20 protein-coding genes and 1 other RNA gene are annotated in these 24,877 nt (G+C 34.0%); 8 read left to right on the plus strand and 13 right to left on the minus strand.

Annotation, left to right across the window (positions count from 1 at the left end):
• Window position 1 precedes the first annotated feature (1 nt).
• On the minus strand, window positions 2-379 hold the full coding sequence (locus V1468_RS13365) for a DUF1801 domain-containing protein (protein WP_331810725.1): 378 nt from the start codon (window positions 377-379) through the stop codon (window positions 2-4).
• Window positions 380-742, minus strand: coding sequence for a hypothetical protein (locus tag V1468_RS13370; RefSeq protein WP_331810726.1), 363 nt, complete (start codon window positions 740-742; stop codon window positions 380-382).
• 112 nt (window positions 743-854) lie between these two features.
• Here V1468_RS13370 and V1468_RS13375 point away from each other — a divergent pair, with 112 nt between their 5' ends.
• The 7 genes from V1468_RS13375 (at window position 855) to V1468_RS13405 (ending at window position 7,630) form a co-directional block, all read left to right on the plus strand.
• Complete coding sequence (locus V1468_RS13375; RefSeq protein WP_331810727.1) at window positions 855-1,463, plus strand: hypothetical protein; 609 nt, start codon at window positions 855-857, stop codon at window positions 1,461-1,463.
• A gap of 53 nt (window positions 1,464-1,516) precedes the next feature.
• Complete coding sequence (locus tag V1468_RS13380) at window positions 1,517-1,810, plus strand: winged helix-turn-helix domain-containing protein (RefSeq protein WP_331810728.1); 294 nt, start codon at window positions 1,517-1,519, stop codon at window positions 1,808-1,810.
• 6 nt (window positions 1,811-1,816) lie between these two features.
• Window positions 1,817-2,575 carry an oxygenase MpaB family protein gene (locus tag V1468_RS13385; protein ID WP_331810729.1) on the plus strand — a complete coding sequence of 253 codons (759 nt, stop codon included), beginning with the start codon at window positions 1,817-1,819 and terminating at the stop codon, window positions 2,573-2,575.
• A gap of 49 nt (window positions 2,576-2,624) precedes the next feature.
• Window positions 2,625-4,001 (plus strand): DUF4153 domain-containing protein, encoded by a 1,377-nt coding sequence (locus V1468_RS13390; protein WP_331810730.1) that lies wholly within the window; start codon window positions 2,625-2,627, stop codon window positions 3,999-4,001.
• A 373-nt stretch (window positions 4,002-4,374) separates the two neighbouring features.
• Entirely contained in the window at window positions 4,375-4,773 is a 399-nt protein-coding gene (locus V1468_RS13395; protein ID WP_331810731.1) for a ribosomal maturation YjgA family protein, read from the plus strand.
• Complete coding sequence (locus V1468_RS13400) at window positions 4,736-5,395, plus strand: DUF1361 domain-containing protein (RefSeq protein WP_331810732.1); 660 nt, start codon at window positions 4,736-4,738, stop codon at window positions 5,393-5,395. Before V1468_RS13395 ends, V1468_RS13400 begins: the two co-directional genes overlap by 38 nt.
• A gap of 135 nt (window positions 5,396-5,530) precedes the next feature.
• A complete protein-coding gene (locus V1468_RS13405) occupies window positions 5,531-7,630 on the plus strand; it encodes a M48 family metallopeptidase (RefSeq protein ID WP_331810733.1) in 2,100 nt (699 codons plus the stop codon).
• Window position 7,631: 1 nt separating this feature from the next.
• Here V1468_RS13405 and V1468_RS13410 read toward each other — a convergent pair whose 3' ends face one another.
• On the minus strand, window positions 7,632-8,840 hold the full coding sequence (locus tag V1468_RS13410; RefSeq protein WP_331810734.1) for an NAD(P)-dependent oxidoreductase: 1,209 nt from the start codon (window positions 8,838-8,840) through the stop codon (window positions 7,632-7,634).
• Between the two features lie 171 nt (window positions 8,841-9,011).
• On the opposite strand from V1468_RS13410, the gene ssrA reads away from it, so the two are divergent.
• Window positions 9,012-9,409, plus strand: a transfer-messenger RNA (tmRNA) gene (gene ssrA, locus V1468_RS13415).
• 59 nt (window positions 9,410-9,468) lie between these two features.
• Here the strand turns inward: ssrA and V1468_RS13420 are convergent.
• The 10 genes from V1468_RS13420 to V1468_RS13465 form a co-directional block, all read right to left on the minus strand.
• On the minus strand, window positions 9,469-10,845 hold the full coding sequence (locus V1468_RS13420) for a sugar porter family MFS transporter (protein ID WP_331810735.1): 1,377 nt from the start codon (window positions 10,843-10,845) through the stop codon (window positions 9,469-9,471).
• 10 nt (window positions 10,846-10,855) lie between these two features.
• Complete coding sequence (locus V1468_RS13425; protein ID WP_331810736.1) at window positions 10,856-11,617, minus strand: endonuclease/exonuclease/phosphatase family protein; 762 nt, start codon at window positions 11,615-11,617, stop codon at window positions 10,856-10,858.
• Between the two features lie 71 nt (window positions 11,618-11,688).
• Window positions 11,689-13,542, minus strand: coding sequence for a family 43 glycosylhydrolase (locus V1468_RS13430; protein WP_331810737.1), 1,854 nt, complete (start codon window positions 13,540-13,542; stop codon window positions 11,689-11,691).
• Window positions 13,543-13,633: 91 nt separating this feature from the next.
• The gene (locus tag V1468_RS13435; RefSeq protein WP_331810738.1) at window positions 13,634-15,358 is read right to left on the minus strand and encodes a sulfatase family protein; all 1,725 of its coding nucleotides are present in this window, start codon (window positions 15,356-15,358) and stop codon (window positions 13,634-13,636) included.
• Window positions 15,358-16,245, minus strand: coding sequence for an alpha/beta hydrolase (locus tag V1468_RS13440; protein ID WP_331810739.1), 888 nt, complete (start codon window positions 16,243-16,245; stop codon window positions 15,358-15,360). The genes V1468_RS13435 and V1468_RS13440 overlap by 1 nt, the downstream gene beginning before the upstream one ends.
• 73 nt (window positions 16,246-16,318) lie before the next feature.
• On the minus strand, window positions 16,319-18,919 hold the full coding sequence (locus V1468_RS13445) for a glycoside hydrolase family 2 TIM barrel-domain containing protein (protein ID WP_331810740.1): 2,601 nt from the start codon (window positions 18,917-18,919) through the stop codon (window positions 16,319-16,321).
• Window positions 18,920-18,931: 12 nt separating this feature from the next.
• The gene (gene bglX, locus V1468_RS13450) at window positions 18,932-21,274 is read right to left on the minus strand and encodes a beta-glucosidase BglX (protein ID WP_331810741.1); all 2,343 of its coding nucleotides are present in this window, start codon (window positions 21,272-21,274) and stop codon (window positions 18,932-18,934) included.
• Between the two features lie 3 nt (window positions 21,275-21,277).
• Window positions 21,278-22,063 carry a carboxylesterase family protein gene (locus tag V1468_RS13455; protein ID WP_331810742.1) on the minus strand — a complete coding sequence of 262 codons (786 nt, stop codon included), beginning with the start codon at window positions 22,061-22,063 and terminating at the stop codon, window positions 21,278-21,280.
• 9 nt (window positions 22,064-22,072) lie between these two features.
• A complete protein-coding gene (locus V1468_RS13460) occupies window positions 22,073-23,416 on the minus strand; it encodes a glucoamylase family protein (RefSeq protein WP_331810743.1) in 1,344 nt (447 codons plus the stop codon).
• Between the two features lie 10 nt (window positions 23,417-23,426).
• A complete protein-coding gene (locus V1468_RS13465) occupies window positions 23,427-24,800 on the minus strand; it encodes a glucoamylase family protein (protein ID WP_331810744.1) in 1,374 nt (457 codons plus the stop codon).
• Window positions 24,801-24,877 lie beyond the last annotated feature (77 nt).

Consider the following 24,877-nt stretch of genomic DNA (forward strand, 5'->3'; position numbering starts at 1 on the left):
GCTATTTTTTCTTACCCAAAATAAGCTTAAATGGATTAGTATTAATCTCTAACTGCTTTTGTAGCACATAGACAATAACCTCATCATTAATATCTTCAACAGATTTAAACCGAAGAGAACTTATAGATTTTCTGTTAGCATCTACAAAATGTTCATTATGCTTTTCTAATTTTTCAAAATGCCAAAAGGCTAGATCTACATAGTCTTTTGATTTATTTAGAAAACATATAGGAATACCGTCATTATAGTAAAACGGGATTCGCCATTTGTAAAGTAATTCTGCATTGGGTAAGACTGCCTCTATTATGGCCTGAAGTTGTAACAAAATAGTTTTGTATGGCTCTTCTTGTTTTAAAATATAGGCTTCCGCAGGATTCAATTAGAAAAATAACTGAATAATTCCAACAACAATTAAACCAATACCTATTATAGCTTTAAACGGCATTAATTTAGCGGATAGTTTTCTCAGACTAGTCTCTAGTGACGGCACTTTACCAAAGGCATGTGTTAATAATAATATACCTCCTAGTATACTAGCAATATTATATATTAGTCCATCCCAAAACTCAAGAATAGCCAAAATAATGAGACCAAGCCCTATAGCTGTCTGAAACGGAGCTAAAAAACCAGCAATCTTATTAAAAAAGTTACTCTCTCCATCCCATTTATCAAGAGTTGCAAGTCCTAATAATATACCACCAGAAATATTTGCAATTGCTAAAAGTAATTCAATTAAATCCATAATTATTGTTATAAGTTAATTCTTAAAACATAAATTTAATCAATATCTTCTAAAATGTTTTGCTGAATTCAAATAATTTAATTTACTTTGTATTTCAAAGTACTTTACAACTATGAGTAACGAAGATTATTTAAAAGACATCAGCGAGATTAAACATTTAATGAACAAATCTTCGCGTTTTATTTCATTAAGTGGATTATCTGGTATTCTAGCTGGTATATATGCTTTAATTGGTGCAGCAATAGCATTCTGGCTTGTAGACACCTATAGCTATGGCAAGTTATATATATTTCATGGTTGGGTGTTTTGGACTTGTATGGTTATACTAATGATGGTTGCTTTATTGAGTGCTTTAACTGGTATAATTCTCACTGTAAGAAAAGCTAAGAAGAATGACGAAAAAATTTGGGATAGTTCTTCTCAACGGTTGTTATTAAACTTTCTTATTCCTTTACTAGTTGGTGGTTTATATTGCCTTATTATTTTAGACCAAGGACGGTATGGACAAACTGGCGGTTTAATGCTCATTTTTTATGGTTTGGCCTTAGTTAGTGCTTCAAAATATAGCTTAGGAGATATTAGATATTTAGGGTATATTCAAATAGTACTTGGATTAATTGCAAGCTATTATCCTGGCTACGGGTTTTGGCTTTGGGTTATGGGTTTTGGTATTATGCACATTATTTATGGCACGTGGATGCATTTTAAGTATGATAGGTAATACCGTAATACATAAATTTTTAATTACTTAGAGTCTAAGCTTAATACTAAACATTGAGTATAATTAACAACATAAATAAACTTTTTGATCATAGAATACGACTTGGTATTATGTCTGTTCTTATGGTGAACGAGCATGCAGATTTTAAAACATTAAAAGAGCTGCTTGGAGCTACAGATGGCAATCTGGCAAGCCACACCAAGGCTCTGGAAAATGCAGAATATATTTTGGTTGAAAAACAATTTATTGGTCGCAAACCAAACACCAGATATAGTGCTACAAAACTTGGAAAAGCAGAATTTAAAAAACACATTGAAGCACTAGAAAAATTGATTAGTAAGACTTAAACAGTAATGGAGCATTTTGTAGATAAAGATTCGATTGTTAGAGAAATTTGGGGCAAAAGCGATACCATTTTAATGGTTTTTGCTGGTGCATCTGCCGAATTTGCTCTGAACAAAACTGTAGACTGGCTCTATTATACAAGCAAACTACCAAAAGATCCATTAGGCAGACTGTTTTCTACAGTTAACTATGCCAAAGCCATAGTATTTTCTAAAAATGAAACCGCTCTAAAAGCCATTGACACCATTAATAATATTCATAGCTCAGTAGAAAATAGTCGTGGCAAAAAAATACCTGAATGGGCCTACAAGGATGTACTCTTTATGCTTATAGATTATTCTATTCGTTCTTATGAGTTGTTGCAAAGACCTCTAACAAACAATGAGAAACAGGAAGTGTTGAATGTGTTTAATCGAGTTGGTAGTAGAATGAAAATAAACAATCTTCCACTAACCTGCTCAGACTTTCAGTTGGCTAGAAAAGCACATTTAAACCAAAATTTAGATAACAGTACTTTAACCAAAGACCTTTACAAACAATATAGAAAACATCTTGGCATTTTTAGATATCATTTGCTATTAGAATCTCAAATTTTGCTACTACCAGATTCTGCGAGACAAATGCTTAACCTACGAAAAATATCACTGTTAGTACCAATGATTTCAGTTTATAAATTCTTTAGAAGCATAAAGCTAGATTGGATGATAAAAGAAGTGCTTTTGCCTTCTGCTTACAAACAAGACATAAAACAAATGAACATCACATAATTTTTTTAATCTTTTACTTTGAAAAACAAAGTACTTTACAATCTATAAAATGAAAAAAATAATATTATTTATCGCTGCTCTTATATTCAGTACGCTTTTCTACGGCAAAAGCATTGGCTTAAACCTTTCTTTATTTAGCATTTTAACACTTGTCATTCTTATCATTAACAATAAAGAAAATTTCAAAATTAAAAGGACTTTAATCTATTCTGCCATGTATTTAGCTACAGGAATTGCTGTCTTTTTTCATGACTCAACACTTACGATAATTGCCAATATTGTGTCCTTTTTTACGCTCATTGGACTATTATCAGAACACAAAGCCTCTATTTATGTTAATTGGCTTAATGGTTTATACACAACCATTGCAGGATTCTTTCATAGAAATTATACTGTTAATGAGGCTACGCAAACTGTAGAACCAAAAAAAGAAATTGATTACCTCCACATAGTAAAAATTGTTATTATTCCTGCAGCGATTGTCATCGTATTTATTGGGCTATATCAAAACGGAAATCCAATTTTTAATGAGCTTATTGAAAAAATTGATTTTAGTTTTATCAATATTCAATGGTTACTATTTGCAGGTCTTGGTTACTATTTATTTGCAAATATTCATAAACCAATTGAAGTAGAGCCAGCCACATCACAGGACTTAAAAACTGGCAACCTTTTATTTAAAACAAAAGATTTTTCTATTCCAATATTAAAACAAGAAAACCAGCTAGGCATCATCCTAATTGCCTTACTAAACGTGCTTATTGTAATTTTTCTAATAACAGATATCACTTTTATCTTAACAAACGAAGAAGTTCGTGGTTCGGTTTTTTCAAGTCAGGTGCATAGTGGCATTAACGCTTTAATTGCATCTATTGTTATAGCAATAATTATTCTCCTTTATGTCTTTAGAGGTAATCTTAATTTTTATAAAGAGAATAAGACGGTAAAAAAATTAGCCTTTACATGGATCATTCTTAACTCAATATTAGTGCTAAGCATTGCAGTAAAAAACAGTCAATATATCTATTATTTTGGGTTAACCTATAAGCGTATTGGTGTTTTAGTCTACCTTATTTTAACTTTAACAGGACTTGTTACTACACTCGTAAAAATCAACAAAACAAAAAACATTTGGTATTTGTTTCGATTAAATACTAAGGCTGCATTTGTTGTAATGGTTATCGCAGCAATGGTTAATTGGGATTACCATATTACTAACTACAATTTTAATTATGCAAAATCAATGGATATTAATTATCTGATTGACTTGTCTGATAACAACACCTTACTATTAAAAAATCATCTTGAAAAAAGTAAGCTAAGTGACGAGAGTATTCGATTGATTGAAAACAAGTATTACCACTACATAATTAAATTAGAAAATTCTTCTTGGCAAGAATTACAATACGACAATTTTATAAACTAAAACTTAAGTAGTATGATAATATTAATGATTCTTGGCATATCATTTATTTTGTTGGCAACTTATACCATCATAAGAATCAGTATTGCTTGTGTGTTTTGGTCGTTCAATACATCAACTGAAACCAAATACATTTTTAAACTCTGTTTCCCTTATTACATCATTGCTCTAACAATGATTTGTATGGCGTTTATTATCACTTTTAACAATTCAATCCTTGTTATTTACTATTTCTCTACTGTCTATTTTTTAGCATTATTTCTTTGGAGAAGAAAGATTAAACCTTCTAAAAATAAAAAACTTGCCGTTGAACCAAATCAAACCCATCTACCTTGAACAGCCTAAAATTTTAAAAGAAAAAAAGAAATCTACTATTATGAAACTTCAATTCAACAAATACTATCTAGCTATAGCTCATTTTCTGTTATTAATTGAGCTAGCCATAGCCTTTATTATAAAAACCGGATTTATTCGCTACACCTTTGGCGACTATCTCGTGGTTATTTTACTGTATGCAATATTTAGAGGATGCACCAATATGAGTGTGAGGGCCTCTGCTTTGGTCGTCCTCTTTATTGCTTATGGTATAGAGTTGCTTCAACTCACTCCATTCTTAGCCTACTTTAATTTAGAAAGCAGTACAGCTGCAAATCTCATATTTGGAAGCACATTTCAGTTCGGAGACTTAGTAGCTTACACCTTAGGAATCTTTACCGTTTTAATCATAGAATACTACAATGGAAACTATAAAAACACTCATACAATCAAAGTTTAAAACGCTATCATTAGTCATAGTTGCATTAACCTTTAGCATTATCGCTTTAATGGTAAGAATAAAACTGAATAAATCATTCTTTTACCTTTTCCTAGTTTGGAATGTTTTCTTAGCCATTATACCATACACCATTACAATGTATCTCAACACCAAACAAAACCTAAACAAACTGAAATTCGGGTTTTGGTTTTTAGTTTGGTTAGCGTTTTTACCAAACGCTCCGTACATCGTTACAGACTTAATTCATATTAGAGTTGGCAATAACACTTGGCTTTGGTTAGATGTTTTGGTCGTACTGTCATTTGCTTTAAGTGGGTTACTTATCTTCTATTTATCGTTACTAGATATGCAAAAGTTGACAGCCTTATATTTCAAAAAGATTCCTATTGAAACCTCAACAACATTTATCATCTTTTTGTGTGGTTTTGGTGTTTACTTAGGTCGATTTCTCAGATACAATTCTTGGGAAATCATCAGCAATCCACAAGTGTTAATTTCTGATGTATTTGAAATTATGTTTTCACCATTTCAAAATTCTGACGCTTGGCTATTTACTTTAGGATTTAGTGGGTTTTTGGTGGTTGGGTATTGGATGGTGAAAAATTTTAAATTGTCAAACTAGTATAAAATACCGTTAAAAGAAGTTTCAAATAAAGCAATCATTTTATAGAATAAAACAGTCCTTTATCCATAATCTTTTGTGGAAGATTTAACTTTGTCCTAAAATTTCTATATTTCTGTCTCTTAACAAAAAAAGATGACTACAAATTTATATCCACCTAGTCCTGTTGAATTACCAAAAAAATTAACTGCACTACCAGCTTCTTATAAAACTAGAGCATTATTAGCAATACTATCTATTTTATTGTTCTTTTTACTATATGGTGCTTTAGTAGCTGTGCTAGGATATCTTGTATATTGGGCTTTTACCTATGACATAGGTCATATAAATAAAATTACAATTTTAGGTAAAATAGGTGCTATCGCTGGTTCTGTTATGCTTTTCTTTTTTACTTTAAAATTTATATTTAAGTTAAAAAATCATAAGCGTGAAAACCGAATAAAACTTAATAAAAAAGATTACCCAGAACTCTGGAGTTTTATTCTAAAAATATGTGATGAAACAGGTGCTCCAAAACCTAAAGCTATATACGCAGACCCAGATGTTAATGCATATGTATCTTATACAAATATGTGGCTTAGTCTTTTTTTACCTGTTAAAAAGGAGCTTACTATTGGCCTAGGGTTAGTTAGTTGTGTGAATCTATCAGAATTTAAAGCAATTATGAGTCATGAATTTGGTCACTTTTCACAAAGAAGTATGAAAATTGGTAGTTATATCATTTCTGCAAACACAATAATTCACGATATGATTTTCTCTAGAGACAAGTGGGATGACCTTTTAGATCAGTGGAGAGCCTCAGACTTAAGACTATCATTTGCCGCATGGATTATTACTCCTATTATTTGGCTAATTAGGCAAGTCTTAAACTTGTTCTACCAGTTTCTCAACATCATGTATTCTTCACTTTCAAGAGAAATGGAATTCAATGCCGATAAAGTTGCCATAAGTACTTCTGGTAGCGATGCTATAATTTCTGGATTATGGAAGTTGGACAGCGGTTTTGAAAAATGGAATAACACTATAAATTATGCTTATCTAGCTTCTCAAAAAAAACTATTCTCTAAAAATCTTTATACCCACAACAATCTTAGTTTAGATCGTATTAAGGAACAGCAAATAACTTTGCTTACTGCTTTACCAAACGACAAAAGAGGTGGTAAAACCTATTTTGTAGGCTCCGAACACTCTAAAGTAAACATGTACGCAAGTCATCCACCAAACGATATGCGTCAGGACAATGCTAAAGTACCATTTGTAGCCTGCGAAATAAATGAAGATTCCCCTTGGTTGCTGTTTAATAACAAAGAAAAACTTCAACAAGAAATGACGAATTTAATATATGAGCAATATATCAATAAAAAAGCTGAGAGTTTCTGTAATGTTGAAGAGTTTGAAAGTTTTATTGCCTCTGAAAATCATGGTAAAGAATTATTAAGCGAATTTGGGAATGCCTTTGAAAATAGATTTATCAATATTCCTGAAATAGACAGTATTGATAAAGAAACAGACAATGTAGAACTAAAATTATCAGCTTACGAAAATCTTAAGAACAAGCTAGATGAACTAATGAAGCCTATAAAAGAAATTGAAGTACTAATGGTTAAAGCAAGTGAAATTGCTCAAGGGACTACAAAAGATAATTCATTTGCCTTTAAAGGTAAGACTTACAAAAAGAAAACGGTTCAACAAGGTTATAATGAGCTTTTTGCTGAAAGAGAAAAAATATTTAAAGATAATTTTAATGATTGGGACAAAGACTTTTGTACTTTTCATCTTGCTCTAGCAAAAAAACAAGGTAATCACGACCACTTAAAAAAACTATACCTTCAGCATAAAGAATTAATTACATTTTATAAAAAAGCCCTTAGTATTAAAAGTACCATTTATAATGAGTTAAATCAACTTCAGACTAAAGAAGTAACCGAAAACGACGTAAGACGTTTTGGTTACAGAGTTAATGACTTAGCTGTAAGTCTTAATAACGATTTAGAGAGTTTTGACAAAATAGAATTCATTGAGCTACCAAATATCGAAAATACTGAGGTGTTAAAACAAATATTAATCGAAGGTGGCAAAATAGAAAAGCGAACAGGAAATATCTTTGAAAATGGTGGGTTCCAATTGATAATGACTGATATTGAGAACACAATAATGCAATGTAATCGTGTAGACCAAAAAAATCTTGGAGTTATTTTAGATTATCATAAAAAATTACATGATGCACTAGATTAAATCAGTCTTTCCCATCTACATAATCCTGAAGATATTTAAAACGATCTGTCAACTTACCATCGGCTGTTGTGATTTTTGCTCGTTTTAAAACACCACGTTCATCATTATTAAAAAATGCAGGAATGACATGCTCAACAAAGGTTTCTCCGAAGCCTTCACTGGCATCTTTTGGAAGCTCACAAGGTAAGTTATCTACAGCCATAACGGTTATAGCATCTTTATAATCAAATGCAACTTCTTGCTCAGTTTGTGGATTGTAACCATAAAATGGCTCTGCTATAGTTGATGGACGAATAGTTGAAGCCACAGGACCATCAATATCGCAAGATACATCTGCTACTAAATTAATTCTGAAATCTGGATGCTTGGCATCTTCTCTTGTAAACAAATAAGGTGCATTATTACCATAGAAATGACCTGCTATAAAGTAATCCGTTTGCTTTGCGTAAGGCATAAAATTACTCTCGTAACCTGTTGGGTCTTTATAGAATTTGTACTTATCTCCTACTTTACCATCTTTACGCTTAGCATATTCCATAACGTCTGCCATAACGTAAACTGGCTCTGTAAAATCAGACGTTAAGTACAAAGCATCGCTAACTTGTTTTATACCCAAATGGTCTAAAATTTCTTTGGCACCATATGCTACTTTTCCTGTTCCGGTAAGTAAAATTTTTATATTAGGAATTGTGATTTTATCCAATTCAGCTTTTACTTCTTCCAAGTCGGCAAGGGTTTCAACTTTAGGCAAATTGAACAAACCATCTCTAAGTCCTAACGCTCTAAAACCATTGTATGCGCCAACCAAACCTGCATAACGTCCAAAACCAATTAAACGAGCACCACTCTGCTTTACTATGGTTTCGTGGTCGTACATTTCTATGTTTCTCTCTAGCATTGCCTTTAGCAACTTACGGTTGTACGGCTGCTTTTTAATGGTATGCGAAAAATAGAAATACTTTTTATTCGGAATTAAATTTTCAACAGGAACTTCCTTTACACCAATCATAACATCTGCATCAGACACATCATCTGTAACTGTAAATCCTAATTTAGCATAAGCCTCATCCGGAAACACACGTATATCGGAAGACTCAACAACAAACTCAGCTTCTGGAAACTTTTCTCTGGCTTTTGCTAAAGTTTCTGGTGAGAATACAACTCGTCTGTCTGGTGGATTTTTACGTTCTTTTATGATGGCGAATTTCATACTAATGTGGATTTGTTTAATCGTTTATTCGTTTAATTGTTTTTTGGTGCCTGAAAACTGACACTGTGAACTGTAAACTGTAAATGGAATAATTTTTGCACGAAAATAAATGGATTTAAGAGGTTGCACAACTTTTTTTGTAACTTCGCGCTCCTTTACCTTTAAAATTTTGGGGTCGACTGGTTTTGACAGCGAGATTAATTAAATGGTAAGCACGTCGTGTAATGGTTTTGAAACACGTAAAAGGCTAGACCAAATTTTAAACGGCGAGAATAACTACGCTTTAGCTGCTTAATCTGAATTATAGTAAGATTTCAAGCTACATTCCTACAAGGTAGGAAGGCTAAATGTCTCCAGAAAGCCTTGGTTAGTGGCGTTCTTTTTAGAGGCATCGTAAAAATTGACCAAGATTGGGTAGTGCTTTGATGCCCTTTTGAGATTAAAAAGCTAAGTGTAAAGTAGGCTGTCTTTAGCCAGCTTTGCATCGAAAAAATAAGAAAAGACTAAACGTGTAGAAAGCTCTTTGGTTACTTGTTTGGACGAGAGTTCGATTCTCTCCGACTCCACGAAAAAAAACCCATTCATAATATTATGAATGGGTTTTTAATTGTAATACTTCAATTTATGTTTATTCCCAAAAAGCTTCGATCTCTTCTAATGATTTTCCTTTTGTTTCTGGAATAAACTTATAAGTTAAAAAGATAATGACTAAAATGAATGCTATAAATATAAAATATGGCATTGAGCCATTCCAAGGTGCGCTATTATTAGCTTCACTTTCCATAACCATTGGAAATGTTTGTGATACTAAATAATTTGCAGCCCATTGTGCTGCAACAGCTACTGACATTGCTACACTTCGTATTTTATTAGGGAACATTTCCGATAATATGACCCAAACCACTGGTCCCATTGACAAGGCAAATGAACCAATAAAAATTAAAACTCCAATTAAAGACACTACACCAACTGCATTTTGCTGTAACGAAACACCTAGTAACAAGAATCCTAATATCATACCTATAGAACCAACATATAATAATGGTTTTCTACCATATTTATCTACAGTGTACATGGCTACGAATGTAAATACAAGATTCACAAATGCTAATAGTATTTGTTGTGCCAATACGTCCTCTTTACCAAAACCTAAAGCTTTTTCAAAAATATCTGCTCCGTAGTATAATACTGCGTTGATACCTGTAAACTGCTGTAAAACAGACAAAGCTGTTCCTATAATTATAATAGCCAATATGGCTTTAGAGAAATAATTGACCTTTACCTTAGGCTCATCTGACTTAAGTGATGATTTAATTTCTATCAACTCCTTTTGAGCCTTATCTTCTCCGTGAACCTTACTTAAAATATCTAACGCTTGGTTGTCTTCGCCTTTTATTGCTAGCCATCTTGGGCTTTTTGGAACAAAAAACAATAACACCAAAAACAGTAAACTAGGTACAAGCTCTGACCAAAACATTCGTCTCCACCCGAATTGTAAATTCTGGGCTTCCGTTAAACTATTTCCTATAAAATAGGTTGCCAAAAACACCACAAAAAATCCAACTACAATAGCCAATTGATAATAGGTTACCATTTTACCTCTAATGTTACTTGGTGCTATTTCGGCAATGTACATTGGTGCGTTCATTGAGGCGATTCCGATTCCTAAACCTCCAATAATTCTAAATACCACTAACATTGTTACGGTTTCGGGAAGCATTTCTGGTAATCCTGAACCCCAAGCTGACACTGAGAACAAAATAGCTGACATAATTAATGACCATTTTCTACCAAATTTAATACTCATTGGACCTGCTACAATAGCACCAATAAAGCAACCTAGTAAGGCACTACCAACAACCCAACCTTTAAGTGTAGCGTCGAGTTCAAAATATTTACTCAAATAAAATTGCGCTCCATTTATTACACCTGTATCGTAACCAAATAGCAAACCACCAAGAGCAGAAATTGCGGTAATTAGCAGTAAAAATGTCTTTTTATTCATTGTTATATAATTAGTTAGTTAGTTTAGCTTCTATAAAAACAGGTAGATGATCTGATGGATATTGCATATTCCAATTGTCACTTAACACTGCATATTTGTTAACTTCAACATCTTCTGAAACGAAGATATAATCGATTCTTCGCTTTACAGGTTGGTCAAAATGAAACCCATTAAACGTTCCTTCTGGACCAAATTCCAATTCTGAAACCGCTTTAGAATCTTTTAAAGTCTGCGAAATATAATCAATACTTTCGTGATTAGGTTCCATATTAAAATCGCCAGTTAAAAACACTGGATAACCTTCTGTATTTAAGCCCTTTATTTTATCCATAATCAAAACAGCACTTTTTGAACGTGCCTCTTTACCCACGTGATCAAAATGTGTGTTGAAAACCCAAAACTTCTTCTTAGTTGTAGTATTCTGAAACAAGGCATAGGTACACACACGATTACAAACTGCATCCCAACCCATACCGACTTTATCTGGTGTTTGTGACAACCAAAATGTTGAAGATTGAAGTACTTTTAACTCCTTATTTTTATAAAAAATTGCAGAAAATTCGCCTTCATTTTTACCATCATCTCTACCAACACCAACAAAACTATAATCTGTCAATAGACTATCCATATCTTTCATTTGATTTGGCATAGCTTCTTGCACACCTAAAACATCAGGCTCATAAAACTTGATTTGATTCACCATGAATGGCTTACGGTTTGTCCAACTGTTTTTGCCTTCTTTTGGGTAATCTAATTTTATGTTGTAGCTCATTATTTTCAGGTCTTGAGATAAGACCGAAAATGAAGTTAAAACAACTAAAAGTGTTATAAAATTTTTCATCTTTATTCTACATAAATAGTTTCAGTTTGTTCCGAAATTCCGTTTTCATTATATGCTTCAATGGTAAAATAATACGGCGTATCTCTATCTAAGCAGCGTATAAAGTGAGAATTAGTATCGTAAACTTGCCAAGACTGATACAGTTTGTTTGGTGCAATTCCCCAACGTATGTTATAACCTTGTGCACCTTCAACTGTATCCCAAGAAAATGAAATGTCTCTACGGTCTTTTTCGCGATTAATTTTGAAGTTAGACACATTGTTTGGTGCTTCACCTAAACCTAATCCAAAAACTCTAACTTCGGACATGGCAAAGTTGTTTCCTGGTACTTTAATGTTATTATATCTAACGTATTTTGCTTTTACAGGTTTGTCTAAAACTAGATAAGCGTTTGGTGCGTCAATCTCAGATTTACTTCTATCCACAACTGTTTTCCATTTTTTTCCATCTTCAGAAGTTTCAATAGTAAATTGATGTTTTAATCCTTCAACACGTGTGTAAATTCCAGAGTCGTGATCGTGGTAATTTAGTTGAATGGCGTGTACGGTTCCTTCATTTAACAATTCGATTGTGATCCATTGTTTATCGTCATTAGCTTCGGCAACCCAAAAGGTTTTTGGGTTTTCGTCGGTTAAAACTTTTGAAGTTATTTGTCCTTCAGCATTGGTTTCTGTTGGGATTTCTTTGACTTCAACTTCATCATCATTAGATGTAAATTTCATTATTTGTTGAAGTGAAGACGAAACCGTTACATTGCCTTTATACGATAACAGCATCCAACCATTATGCTGTCCAGCTTTTGTTGGGTGATTAGCGCCATAACGCGGATAATCGCCGTAAGATGTGATGCTGTACATTAAACCATCATCATCAAAATAGGTAGGAAACATACATAAACGACGTTCCCATTGTGCATTAGATGCCAACGCCATCGTCGCAAAATGCCAGTATTGACCGTTGGTTTGCTTTACTGTAATACCGTGACCTGCACCATTGGTAAATCCGCCAGGTTTAAAACTCATCGGATTATTTTTCATATACGTGAAAGGTCCAAGTGGCGAATCGCCAACATACACACCATCTGCATAAACGTTAAATTGTGTACCTGGTGCTGCGTATTGTAAATAGTATTTTCCGTTGTGCTTAGTCATTGACGCACCTTCCATATACCCTTCTTTTAAGGTTGGATGAAAGTTGTTTTCGCCAAAACGTTCCCAACCGTGCTTTTCTTCATCTAAATTTATTAGCTCTTTTCTTACGCCAGTTTCTAAAAAGCGGTCATCTTTATTCAACATTTTTACACGAATAGGATGCACGTTAGAACTTCCCCAATATAGATATGACTTGCCATCATCGTCAATAAATAATTCGGAATCTTGAATATTGTTTGAAATGGAAGCTGTTGGTGTCCACAATCCTTTTTTAGGATCGTTGGTATATAAAATACTTCCGTAACCAGCAGGATCGCCAGCAAAATAAACTAGTGAATCTTTATAATTGAAAGCTGTTGGTGCGTTGCTACCTTCAAAAAACCATTGTTGCGGTTTTATAAATGTCCAGTTGACTAAATCTGTGGAATGCCAATAGCCAAACGAACGCGTGACGAACATATAATATTCGCCTTTAAACTCTATAACCGCTGGATCTGCACCAGAACGATAGGATTGGTTTCTGGCAGAATTGTAAACCATATAGGTATAATCAATATCTAACGGATTGATGTAAGTTTGTGTGGTATCTATTACTGTTGTTTCAGTTTTATTATCTTCTGAAACAATAGTATTTTCTTGTTTTTGTTTACAAGATACCATTGCTATAATTAGGAATGCGAGTTGTATGCTATGTTTTAATTTCATCTGTTAATTTTTATTGTTTTTCAATCGTCAGATGGAACATCTTAATAATATGTTCACTAAGTGACTTGAGATTAACCAGAGATGTTTCATTTTAATGATGATGATATTTTGATCCTGTGTTACCTCTTAATCTTTCAAATTGCTTGTAAGCATTATCTACACGTTGCTTTGGCGCCTTTTCAAATTCTTTCTCGGTAACCTTGTATTGTTGTTGTAATTCGGCTAAACGTGTTCTTAGTTTGGTTTCAATCTCGTCGTAATTTTCGTCATCGATAAGATTAGTTAACTCTTTTGGGTCGGTTTGTAAATCGTATAATTCCCACTCATCAATATCGTCGTACACATGAATTAATTTATAACGATTGGTACGTATACCATACATCTTTTTTACCATATGGAATGCTGGATAATCGTAATAATGGTAGTAAACCGCATCTCTAAAATCTTCATTGTTTTCAGTGCCATCTAATAAACCTGCAAAGGATTTTCCTTGCATATCATTAGGAATGTCAACATCTGCAAAATCTAAAAAGGTTTCAGCAAAGTCTAGGTTTTGGGTTAAGCCTTCAACAACAGTTCCTGGTTTAATTTTTTCAGGATATTGCATTAATAATGGCATTTTTAAAGATTCTTCATACATAAACCGCTTATCAAACCATCCTTTTTCACCTAAATAAAAACCTTGATCAGATGTGTACACAACAATGGTGTTTTCGGTTAAACCATTAGCATCTAAATAATCTAATATCTTCCCGATACCTTCGTCTACCGAAGCTATCGTTGATAAATATTCTTGCAGATAACGTTGTCCTTTCCATTCCGCTAACGCCTTTCCAGATAAATTAGCATCGTGGAAGGCATCATTTTTTGGTTGATACGCTTTATCCCAAGCAGCACGTTGCTCTGGTGTCATTCGTTCAAAATCTGTTTTCCAAGGATTCCAAGCCAATTCTGGACTGCCTTTTTCCTTAGTCATTTTAAGGTCGTGACCTTCATACATATCACGATAAATAGTTTGCAATTGTTCTTTTGATGCTGTTGAATTTTCGTGCTTTGTAAAATACGTATCAGGTAATGGAAATTGCACCGAATCGTACTTATTAACATGACGCAACGCTGGCATCCAATTACGATGTGGTGCTTTGTGATGCACCATTAAAAAGAAAGGTTGGTCGCTGTTTTTCTTTTCATCTATGTAATCAATTGCGTAATCCGTAATTAAGTCGGTTGCATAGCCTTTAACTACAGTGGTATCTGGTAATTTGGTTGTCCAATGTGCAGTAGTATCAATGTGTTTTTTGTTGATGTGAACCGTATCTTGAATCTTAATAAACTGCGGATTATAATAGTTTCCTTGATCGTTTAAAATATTCCAGTGGTCAAAACCTTCAGGATAACCGTGTAAATGCCATTTACCAACAATTGCAGTGTTGTAACCTGACTTTTTTAATAATTTTGGAAGTGTTTGTTGTGAACCATCAAAACGGTCGCCATTCATTCTAAATCCATTAACGTGACTATGTTTTCCTGTTAACACTACAGCACGACTTGGTCCGCAAATAGAGTTGGTGCAAAAGTTATTTTTGAAAATTGCACCGTTTTTTGCCAATCTATCAATGTTTGGTGTTGGTGCCAGTTGACCAATTGGATGACCATATGCGCTAATGGCTTGTGCAGCATGGTCGTCTGCCATAATGTAAATGATGTTTGGTCGTTTTGAGTTTTCAGTTACATCTGTGTTGACCGCTTCTGACTTGTTTTCTTTGCAAGACTGAAGCATTAATAATGAGATTAATATAAAAGAGATGTATCGCATTACTGTTTAGTTTTTATAATTTTTGTTTGAATGACTTCATCATTAAGGACTGTACGTTCAAAAAAGTTGAACACAATATCTAATTCTTCATAAGGAATTCTGGAAATTTCGTGACGTGCTTCTTTGACAATATTGAAATAGAAAGACATTTCAAATTCCTCTAATTTATCAGCAATAATTTTAGAACCATCTAACATTATATAACCGTCTTTTGTTGGCGCACAATAATGGTGTGGTGCATTTCCGTAAGGCACTAGCTGGTCCTTTGTACCGTGATATAACACCGTTGGTACAGCGTTTTTTGGTGTCATATAATTTGCATCTACAATAGCACCAGCGCAAGAAAAGGCACCTGCAAATTTTACATTGCTGTAATCTTCAGCATTATCTACAAAATACTCGCGCATAAAAACTGCATTTAGAATACCTTCAGCACCAGCACTACTTCCACCAGCAATGATTTTTGTAGTATCGATTTGAAGCTCGTTAGCGTGTTCAACCACATATTTTGCAGCATCCATATAATCGATAGCAGCTTGTTTAAAAGTTTCCAATTTTTCGTCTTTAGTACAATCGCAACCAAAACCAGTTGTCGTGCCTTTTCTTAGCAAACGGTACGAAATGGAAATACCAATATAATTCTGCTCTTTGGCTGCATATTTCACTAAATTTTCATCGTCTATATAATCTCTATGACCAACTGCAAATCCTCCACCATGCATCCAAAGCAACACAGGTAACGTATCTGTTTTTTTGATGTTTTCTGGTGTGAAAACATCTAGCTTTAATGTGTCTTTTCCTTTGATGGAATAGGTGTAAGTTGCTTTATTTTGTGCTGAAAGGGAAAAGCCTATTAGTAAGATTAATAATGTTAGTATGTTTTTCATATTGAGTTATGTTTGTCAGGTTGAGCGCAGTCGAAACCTTTTAAACACTTCGACTGCGCTCAGTGTGACAGTATCAGTCTAGTTTTTCAATTAAAATGCCGCTAATAACTGGCAAGCCTTCAATAGCGTTGAGTTTTAAAGTTAATCCTTTTTTTGTTTGAATATTTGCCTGAATAGTTACACCATATTTTTCTGGATATGCTTGAGCTAAATTCAATTGCTTTTCTATTAATGCATTATTAATATACAAATCAAAAATGCGCTGTGTTTTAGTGTTTCTTGAAGTTTCCTCTGAAAGATTATAAATATTTTCAGTTGGCTTAATTTGTGGTTCTACGAAGTATAATTTCACCTTATAGTTGCCTTCAGGAACGTCTAGTTGATATTCTGTACAACCTTCTAACAAGGTTTGAAATAACGGTTCGGCATCGGTGTTTTTAATGTTATGTGGCAAACCTTGATTTTTATCTTTGGTTATCCCAAAAGCTGAACCATCTTTAAATCCAAACCATCCTTTTTTATATTCTTGGTCTGGTACAAATGTGATGTTTTGTGCTTTATCATAAAAGTTAAAATGCGCACCTAAATTGATCCCGAAACGTTTGAAGTTTTTAAAGTCAAAAACTTCAATACGATTAACATTGATTGCTTTTTCTTCGGAAATAGTTTCAGTTGAAACTCTGATAGAATTATTACCATCTTTGAAAGACATATCAATCGAAACAACACCGTTTTTTACTTTAAAATTGCCTAAGCTTTTACCATTCAAACTAACATTGACTTCATTTTGATTGGAATAGACTTGAACAGGAAAAGCTTTATCTTCAAACAAAGTCAATCCTTTTAAATTATCTGTTGAGATATGAATAAATGGTGCATCTTCATCTAAAACAGATTTGTACCAATAGTAAATGTCTTTTGGTGTTCTGTCGTATTGTACAAGTCCTTTTTGGTTGACATGTGGAATAGCATCACCACGAAATTCTGAACCAAAATCGGCAAAATTCCAAGCTGTCATTCCTGTCATAAATGGTCTTTTTTTAATCTGTTTGTAATACGATTGATGCAGTTTTGCTTGATAATTGGTAGAAAAATCGAATTTTTTAGGTGTTTTGGTAAAAATTCTAACATCTGCACCAGGACCATATTCCGACAACAATAACGAGCGTTTTGGAAAACGTTGATGTTGTTGGTCTAAGAATTTACCTAAATCTTCAATCTGCCCATCATACCAACCAAAGTACAGGTTCCAACCAAACAGCATTGGTAAATCTGCTATACCAGTATCGTTATAAACTTCGTTTAAATGACCAGCCATAACTGTAATATGGTTTGGTGCCAGTTCTCGGTTTAAATTCTCTAGCTGATTGGCCAATTTTAAAGTCGTTGATTTTAGAGCCTCTTTTTCTTTATCAGTCGATTTTCTATCGAATGCTAAACGCAGGAAAATTTCATTCATATAACCAAACATTACTACACTTGGGTAATTGAAATATTGTTTGATGTGCTCGTTTTGCATTGTATGTGAGACCTCAAAAAAGGTTTCTGAATCCGTCACTTTATTTACGATAGGAATTTCTGTCCATACTAAAATCCCAAGTTCGTCACAAAGTTTGTATAATTCTCTAGAATGCGGATAATGTGCAAAACGTATCACATTTGCACCCATATTTTTAATAAGATGAATATCTTGTTTTTGCAGCTCAATTGGTACTGCATTGCCATAATCTTTATAATCTTGATGACGATTTACACCAATTAATTTTATTGGTTTTCCGTTAAGAAAAAAGCCTTTTTCAGGATCTACAGTTGCCCAACGAAAGCCTAAATTAGACTGTTTTTTATCTAAAATGATTCCGTTTTTATCACTTAAGGTTAGTTGTAGTTTGTATAAATATGGATGGTCTGGCGACCATAATTTTGGGTTTTTAATTTCAGGGAATGTGACCTTAACGGTTTCGGTTTTATTAGATTTTAAAGTTAATCCTTGATGTTCTTCTCTAATACGATTTCCTTCGGCATCTAAAATTTCAAGATATAAATGTGCATCGGTTTTGGTTTCAAAATTATCTATCAATATATCAACTTTTACACCAGCTTTGTCGCTGGAAACGTTGTAATAATTGACATAAAAACCATCGGATGCAAAATCCTTTAAACTAAAATGCTGTTTTGGGACTTTTATCAATTCCACATCACGATAAATACCACCATAAAAGGTGAAATCTGCATCTAATGGCGGAATGTTGTCGTTGTGAGAATTATCGACTTCAACTTCAATTAAATTATAAGCATCAAAATTTAAAAGCGATGTAATTTCTACATTAAATGCTGTGTAACCACCTTTGTGATTGGTTGCTTTTTTTCCATTAATAAAAACAGTAGCTTCTTGATTTACAGCATTAAATTTTAGATAGAAAATCTGGTCTTTATCTTGAGAAGACACATAGATTTGCTTTTTGTAATAGCCTAAACCACGACGGTAACCAGACTCGTCATCAAAAGCATCTTTATTGTTCCAAGTATGTGGAATATTTACGGTTTGCCAATGGGTTTTATCCTCGGAATATTGCCAACCAGAATTGATGATTTTAGATTGTGCGTGACTTAAAAAAAGGGAAGCCACACACGCCATTAAAACTAGGGAAAACGTCTTATATTTTATGTGTGGCATAATAATTAGCTATTAATCTAAAAGTTTGAATGAATTTTTAAGTGCAACATCAGAGTTTGTTCCGATAGCAATTAGGAATTCACCAGGTTCTGCAACAAAATCTAAATTAGAGTTGTAGAATTTTAAGTCTTCAACCGAAATTTTAAAAGTAACTGTTACAGTTTCGCCCTTTTTAATGAATACTTTTTGGAAGCCTTTAAGCTCTTTTACAGGTCTTGTTACACTACCAACTAAGTCTCTTATGTATAATTGAGCTACTTCTTTTCCGTCGTAATCACCAGTATTTGTAATATCTACCGAAACATTAATTGTGTCGTTTTGAGACATTGATGTTTTATCTAGTTTAAGCTCACCATACTCAAAAGTAGTGTAGCTTAATCCGTAACCAAATGGATATAAAGGCTCGTTACGAACATCTAAATAATTGGTTTTGAATTTTTCAAAATGACCTTCGTCGTTTCCTAATGGACGACCTGTATTTTTATGGTTGTAGAATAACGGAACTTGACCAACATTTCTTGGGAATGTTGCCGTTAATTTTCCTGAAGGGTTAACATCACCAAACAAAACATCTGAAATGGATAAACCAGCTTCGCTACCAGGAAACCAAACATTAAGGATAGCCGGAACGGTTTCACTCTCTTCAACTAACGTTAAAGGTCTACCTGTAAACAGTACTAAAACAACAGGTTTTCCTGTTTTTAATAAGGCTTGTAATAAATCTTTTTGTACTTGTGGAATGCCTAAATCTGTACGACTACTACTTTCGCCACTAAACTCAGCAGACTCACCAATAGTAGCTACAATAACATCAGATTTTTTAGCGATTGCTAAAGCCTCATTAAGCATTTGCTGATCAGTTCTTCCATCTCTTGGGATATCTTTACCAAACATTGTAGCACGCTTTTCTAAGTCTAAATCGTAATCTACGTTACTTCCTTTGGCATATAACAAATTAACATCGTTACCAACGGTTTGTTGTAAACCGTCCCAAACCGAAATGGAACTTTGATGATCTGTAGATACAGACCAAGTACCAGCCATATTACTATTAGCTTTAGCTAACGGACCAATAACAGCAATAGTACCAGACTTTTTTAATGGTAAAAGCTGATTGTCGTTTTTTAATAATACTGAAGATTCTGCACCAACAAGACGTGCATAATCTCTATTTTCTTGTGTGTAGGTTTCGTTTTTAGCACGTTCTTCGCTACAATATTTGTAAGGATCGTCAAATAAACCTAATTGGTATTTTGCGGTTAACACACGTGCAACCGCAGTATCAATATCTTCCATAGAAATTCTACCTTGGTCTAACGCACCTTTTAAAGCATGCGTAAAAGAGGCTTTAATATTTGGCGAATCACCAGCCATATCCATATCTAATCCAGCTTTTAATGCTAGCGAGGTTACATCGTATTCGTCACCCATTCCGTGTGCACGCATTTCGTAAATACCAGTATAATCAGACACTACAAAACCATCAAATCCCCAATCATCACGAAGTAAATCGGTTAATAACCATTTGTTTCCAGTTGCAGGAACACCATCAATTTCGTTAAACGATGCCATTACAGAGCCAACACCTTCGTCTACAGCAGCTTTGTAAGGCGCTAAATATTCGTTATACATACGAATACGACTCATATCTACCGTATTGTAATCTCTACCTGCTTCTGGCGCACCATATAATGCAAAGTGTTTTACACAAGACATTAAGGTATTATTTGCAGCCATATCATCTTGCTGATAGCCACGAACCATAGCGCGAGCAATAGCGCTACCTAAAAACGGATCTTCACCATTTCCTTCGGAAACCCGTCCCCAACGTGGATCGCGAGAAATGTCTACCATTGGGGAAAAGGTCCAGTTAATACCGTTTGCACTAGCTTCATTAGCTGCAATTTGTGCTGTTTTTTCAATCATTTCCATATCCCAAGAGGCAGATAAACCTAACGGAATTGGGAATGTGGTTTTAAAACCATGAATTACATCCATTCCGAAAATAAGCGGAATACCTAATCGGCTTTTTTCAACTGCAATTTTCTGAACGTCATAAATATTTTTTGGATCTTTAATATTGAAAAGACCACCAATTTTTCCGTCTTCAATCTTTTTTACAACATCAGTACTTTTTGAAGCACCTGTTGTAATTGGACCTGTAGCAGGAAGGTTTAATTGACCAATTTTTTCATCTAAAGTCATTAACCCGATAATGGAATCTACTTTAGTTTGATATGGGTTATCGCTTTTTGCCGATGTAGTTTTGTTGCTATTGGTATTGCACGATATAGCAGTTAATAACCCAAAACCTATTGCTAGGGATTTTATGTTAGTAAGTTTAAGCGTTGTCATTATTTATTTTTTTGATTTAGAGAAAAGCCATGTTAATAATTCAGGTTCTGCAAACGTAGAATCCCAGCTGTTATGATTATCGTCTGCATATAAGGTAAAATTTGGTTTGCCGCCATGTTTTAAAATAGCACTAACCATATCTATTGAAAGTTTAGGATCTACCACATCATCCTTAGCACCGTGAAATACCCAAACATCGATTTTGTCCGCATACTCTTTAGCAGACTCAGGATCGCCTCCACCACATATAGCAAAAGCTGCCGCAAACATTTCTGGTCGTCTGTAAAGGATTTCAAAAGTTCCCATGCCACCCATAGACAAACCTCCAACATATATTTTTTCTTTCTTTACAAATGGCTTTTCTGCGAATTCATCCATTAAATCCAACACCAATCCCATTGAAGTAGTTGGACCAGTTTCGTATTTAAAATTCAGTCCTATTGGGTTTGTTGATCTATCTACATCTACTTTAGACCAATAATCAATTTTAGGACACTGTGGAAAAATTACAATAGCAGGAAACGCTCCTCTGTTGGTTTGATCTGCAAACAATTTGCTACCGTGAACAAGTTGTTTTTTATTATCCTCACCACGTTCTCCTGCTCCGTGAAGAAACAGTACAACAGGATATTCTTCGTCTTCAGAAAAATTTTCAGGATACATAATGCGATATTGCAACGTATCGTTCTCTTTAACATGAATTTTTTCTTTGTATAAATCCTCTTGAGCATTAGTCAAGTTTATAAAGACTAATAAGCAAAAGATTAAAGTGTTTTTTAATAGTTTCATCTTAATATTTTAATATGTAAATCCTAAAGCATCCAAACCATTTTGAACGTCTTCATTTTGCATAAACAAATTCCAAAGCAGTCCTGAACGGTGATTTTCTATCATAATAATTTGTGGTCCTTGGTCTATTGCCAAGTAGCGTTCTGTAACCCAACTGTATTGCGGACTAAATGCGTCGTAAAAACCTGCCGGACCCATTAAATCATTTTCGTAGAAAAAGTGCATTGCTGCCAGAGATTGTGCTGGAGTGTAAGGAATAGAACTTACAGCAGCCGTTGGTGAAATGACACCTGTATCATTTTCTGGATCGTGAGCAGAATACCCAACAGAACCATCTGCATTTCTGGTATAACTTGCTGTTAATCCCCAACAATCTTGTCCATAACTCACATAATTACTAGGATTATCAACACAGTATTGATAATTTATTCTGGTATGATTAACATTTAGATCCCAATAATTGGCATACTGATCTGAAAGATTACTTGGATCTAATCCTAAATAAGAATAGTGTGCCCAAAATAAAGGTCCTGTGCCTGTGCCAGCATGATCTAAAATTAAAGGAATGTTATACTGCGTTGCAGAAGACACAATATTACCACTACTTGCCCAACCTTGATGATAAGCCTCTGATGGCATTGTATGGTCTGGTGACGCTGCTCCAAAAATAAAAGCTAATAAGGTTTCGTTGTAACCTTTTAGCTCAAGGTTAATTGCAAATCCGTTGTTTGGGCTCCAATGCCACAATAATTTATTTTCGTTGTTGGTATACCAATTCCACTCTACACCCTTCCAAAGCGCATCTGCTTTAGCTGCTAAAGCATCTTCTTCGGTTGTACCTCCTTCAAAATATTCTTTTACACAAATTAAACCTTGTACTAAAAATGCTGTTTCTACAATATCGCCACCATCATCCTGCGAACTAAACGGAATTACATTACCAGTACCTCCATCTAACCAATGTGGCCAAGCTCCGTGAAAACGATCTGCACTTTCAAAGAAATTTAATATTTGTGTTAATCTTGTGACACCTTCGGATTGAGAGATATAACCTCTTTCAATACCAACTAAAATTGCCATAAGACCAAATCCGCTTCCACCGACAGTTACCACATTTTGGCTGTTTGATGGATCATTAGGATGGTATCTTTCTCTCGCTGCACCAGAATTACTTTCAGCATAATCCCAAAAGTATTTAAACGTTTGTTGCTGAGTTAAATCCATTATTTCATCATCCGTTAGCTGTACAACAGGATCATCATCATTTGGATTGTAAGGTTCTTGATATCCTGGTCCATCATCTTTTCCACAGCTTATAATGAGCAATAGTAATATGAAACTAAGTTTCTTCATTGTTAAATTTTTAGTATTTAAAGCCAAGCTTATCTAAACCAGCTTGAACATCTTTGTTTTGCATGAATAATTTCCAGAATAAACCTGTTCTATAATTTTCTATCATAACAGGTATTGGGCCTTGATCGATAGCTAAATATCGTGGCAAATACCAATTATATTCTAAACTAAAAGCATCATAAGGCCCATATTTTCCAACCAAACTATCGTGATTTTTATAAAGATTTTTTAGCATTTGCATGCTCTCTTTTGGTGTGTAAGGAAAAGATGATAGTGCTGCTGTAGGTGATACAACACCAAGATCGTCTCCCGGTCTATGACCAGCGTAACCTTTTATAGAATAACTTGATGTAAAACCCCAAAGACTATCTCCATAGCCCTTATAATTTTTAGGATTATCGATTGCATATTTGTAATGAATTTTAGCGTGATTTTGAGTTAACTTCCAATAATCTGCGTATTGATCTGACAGTCCTTTAGGATTAAGACCTAAGTATGAATAATGTGCCCAAAATAGAGGTCCAATTGGAGCTTCACTATGCTCAAAATAGTCTAAAACTAATTCTTCATCATAATAGGATTGGTCTGAAACTATCTCTCCATTTCTTGTCCAACCTTTTTCATAAACTTCTTTAGATATTGGATATGTTGGCGATGCTGCCGCAAGCACGTACATAATTAAGCACTCGTTATAACCACCAACAGGAAAGTTCATTTCCCAGCCGTATTCTGGCGACCAATGCCAATACAGCACATCTTCACCTCCTTTAGTATACCAATCCCATTCTACTTCTCGCCACAATTGGTCTATTTTAGCAACTAATTCTTTTTCTTGTGCATTTCCGTCTTTAAAATATTCTGCAACGGTTAGCAGACCTTGAACCAAAAAGGCGGTTTCTACTAAGTCTCCTCCATTGTCTTTTTTTCCAAAAGGATACATTTTTCCTGTTTCGCCATCTATCCAATGGGACCAAGCTCCATGAAAACGGTCTGCGTTTTCGAGAAAATTTACAACCCTCCTATATCTATTAAAAGCTTCTTGTCTGGTAATCCAACCGCGTTCTACACCAACTAAAATAGCCATAAGACCAAAGCCACTTCCACCTGTTGTAACTGTGTTTTTTGGGGATGTTGGATATTTATTATCCATATGCAATCGCTCTCTTGCTAAACCTGAATTTGGTTCTGCTCCTTCCCAAAAATAATTGAAGGTCTGGTATTGTAATGTATCTAATAATCTGTCGTTTGATAAATCAGCATATTTGTGATTGCCTACCTCATTATCACCAAATCCATCCTGATCATTTTTTTGACCAGTTGAATTACAGCTTACTAAAAAACAACAAACTACAATTGCAAAAAGTATATTAAAGAAATATTTCATTTAAAATTTAGAGTAAGAATTTAGCGGCATTTTAAAGTGTAAAATGCCGCTAAAATTAAAATAAGGATAGTTGAAAA

The organism is Winogradskyella poriferorum (assembly GCF_036553625.1).
GTDB classification, from domain to species: Bacteria; Bacteroidota; Bacteroidia; order Flavobacteriales; family Flavobacteriaceae; genus Winogradskyella; species Winogradskyella poriferorum.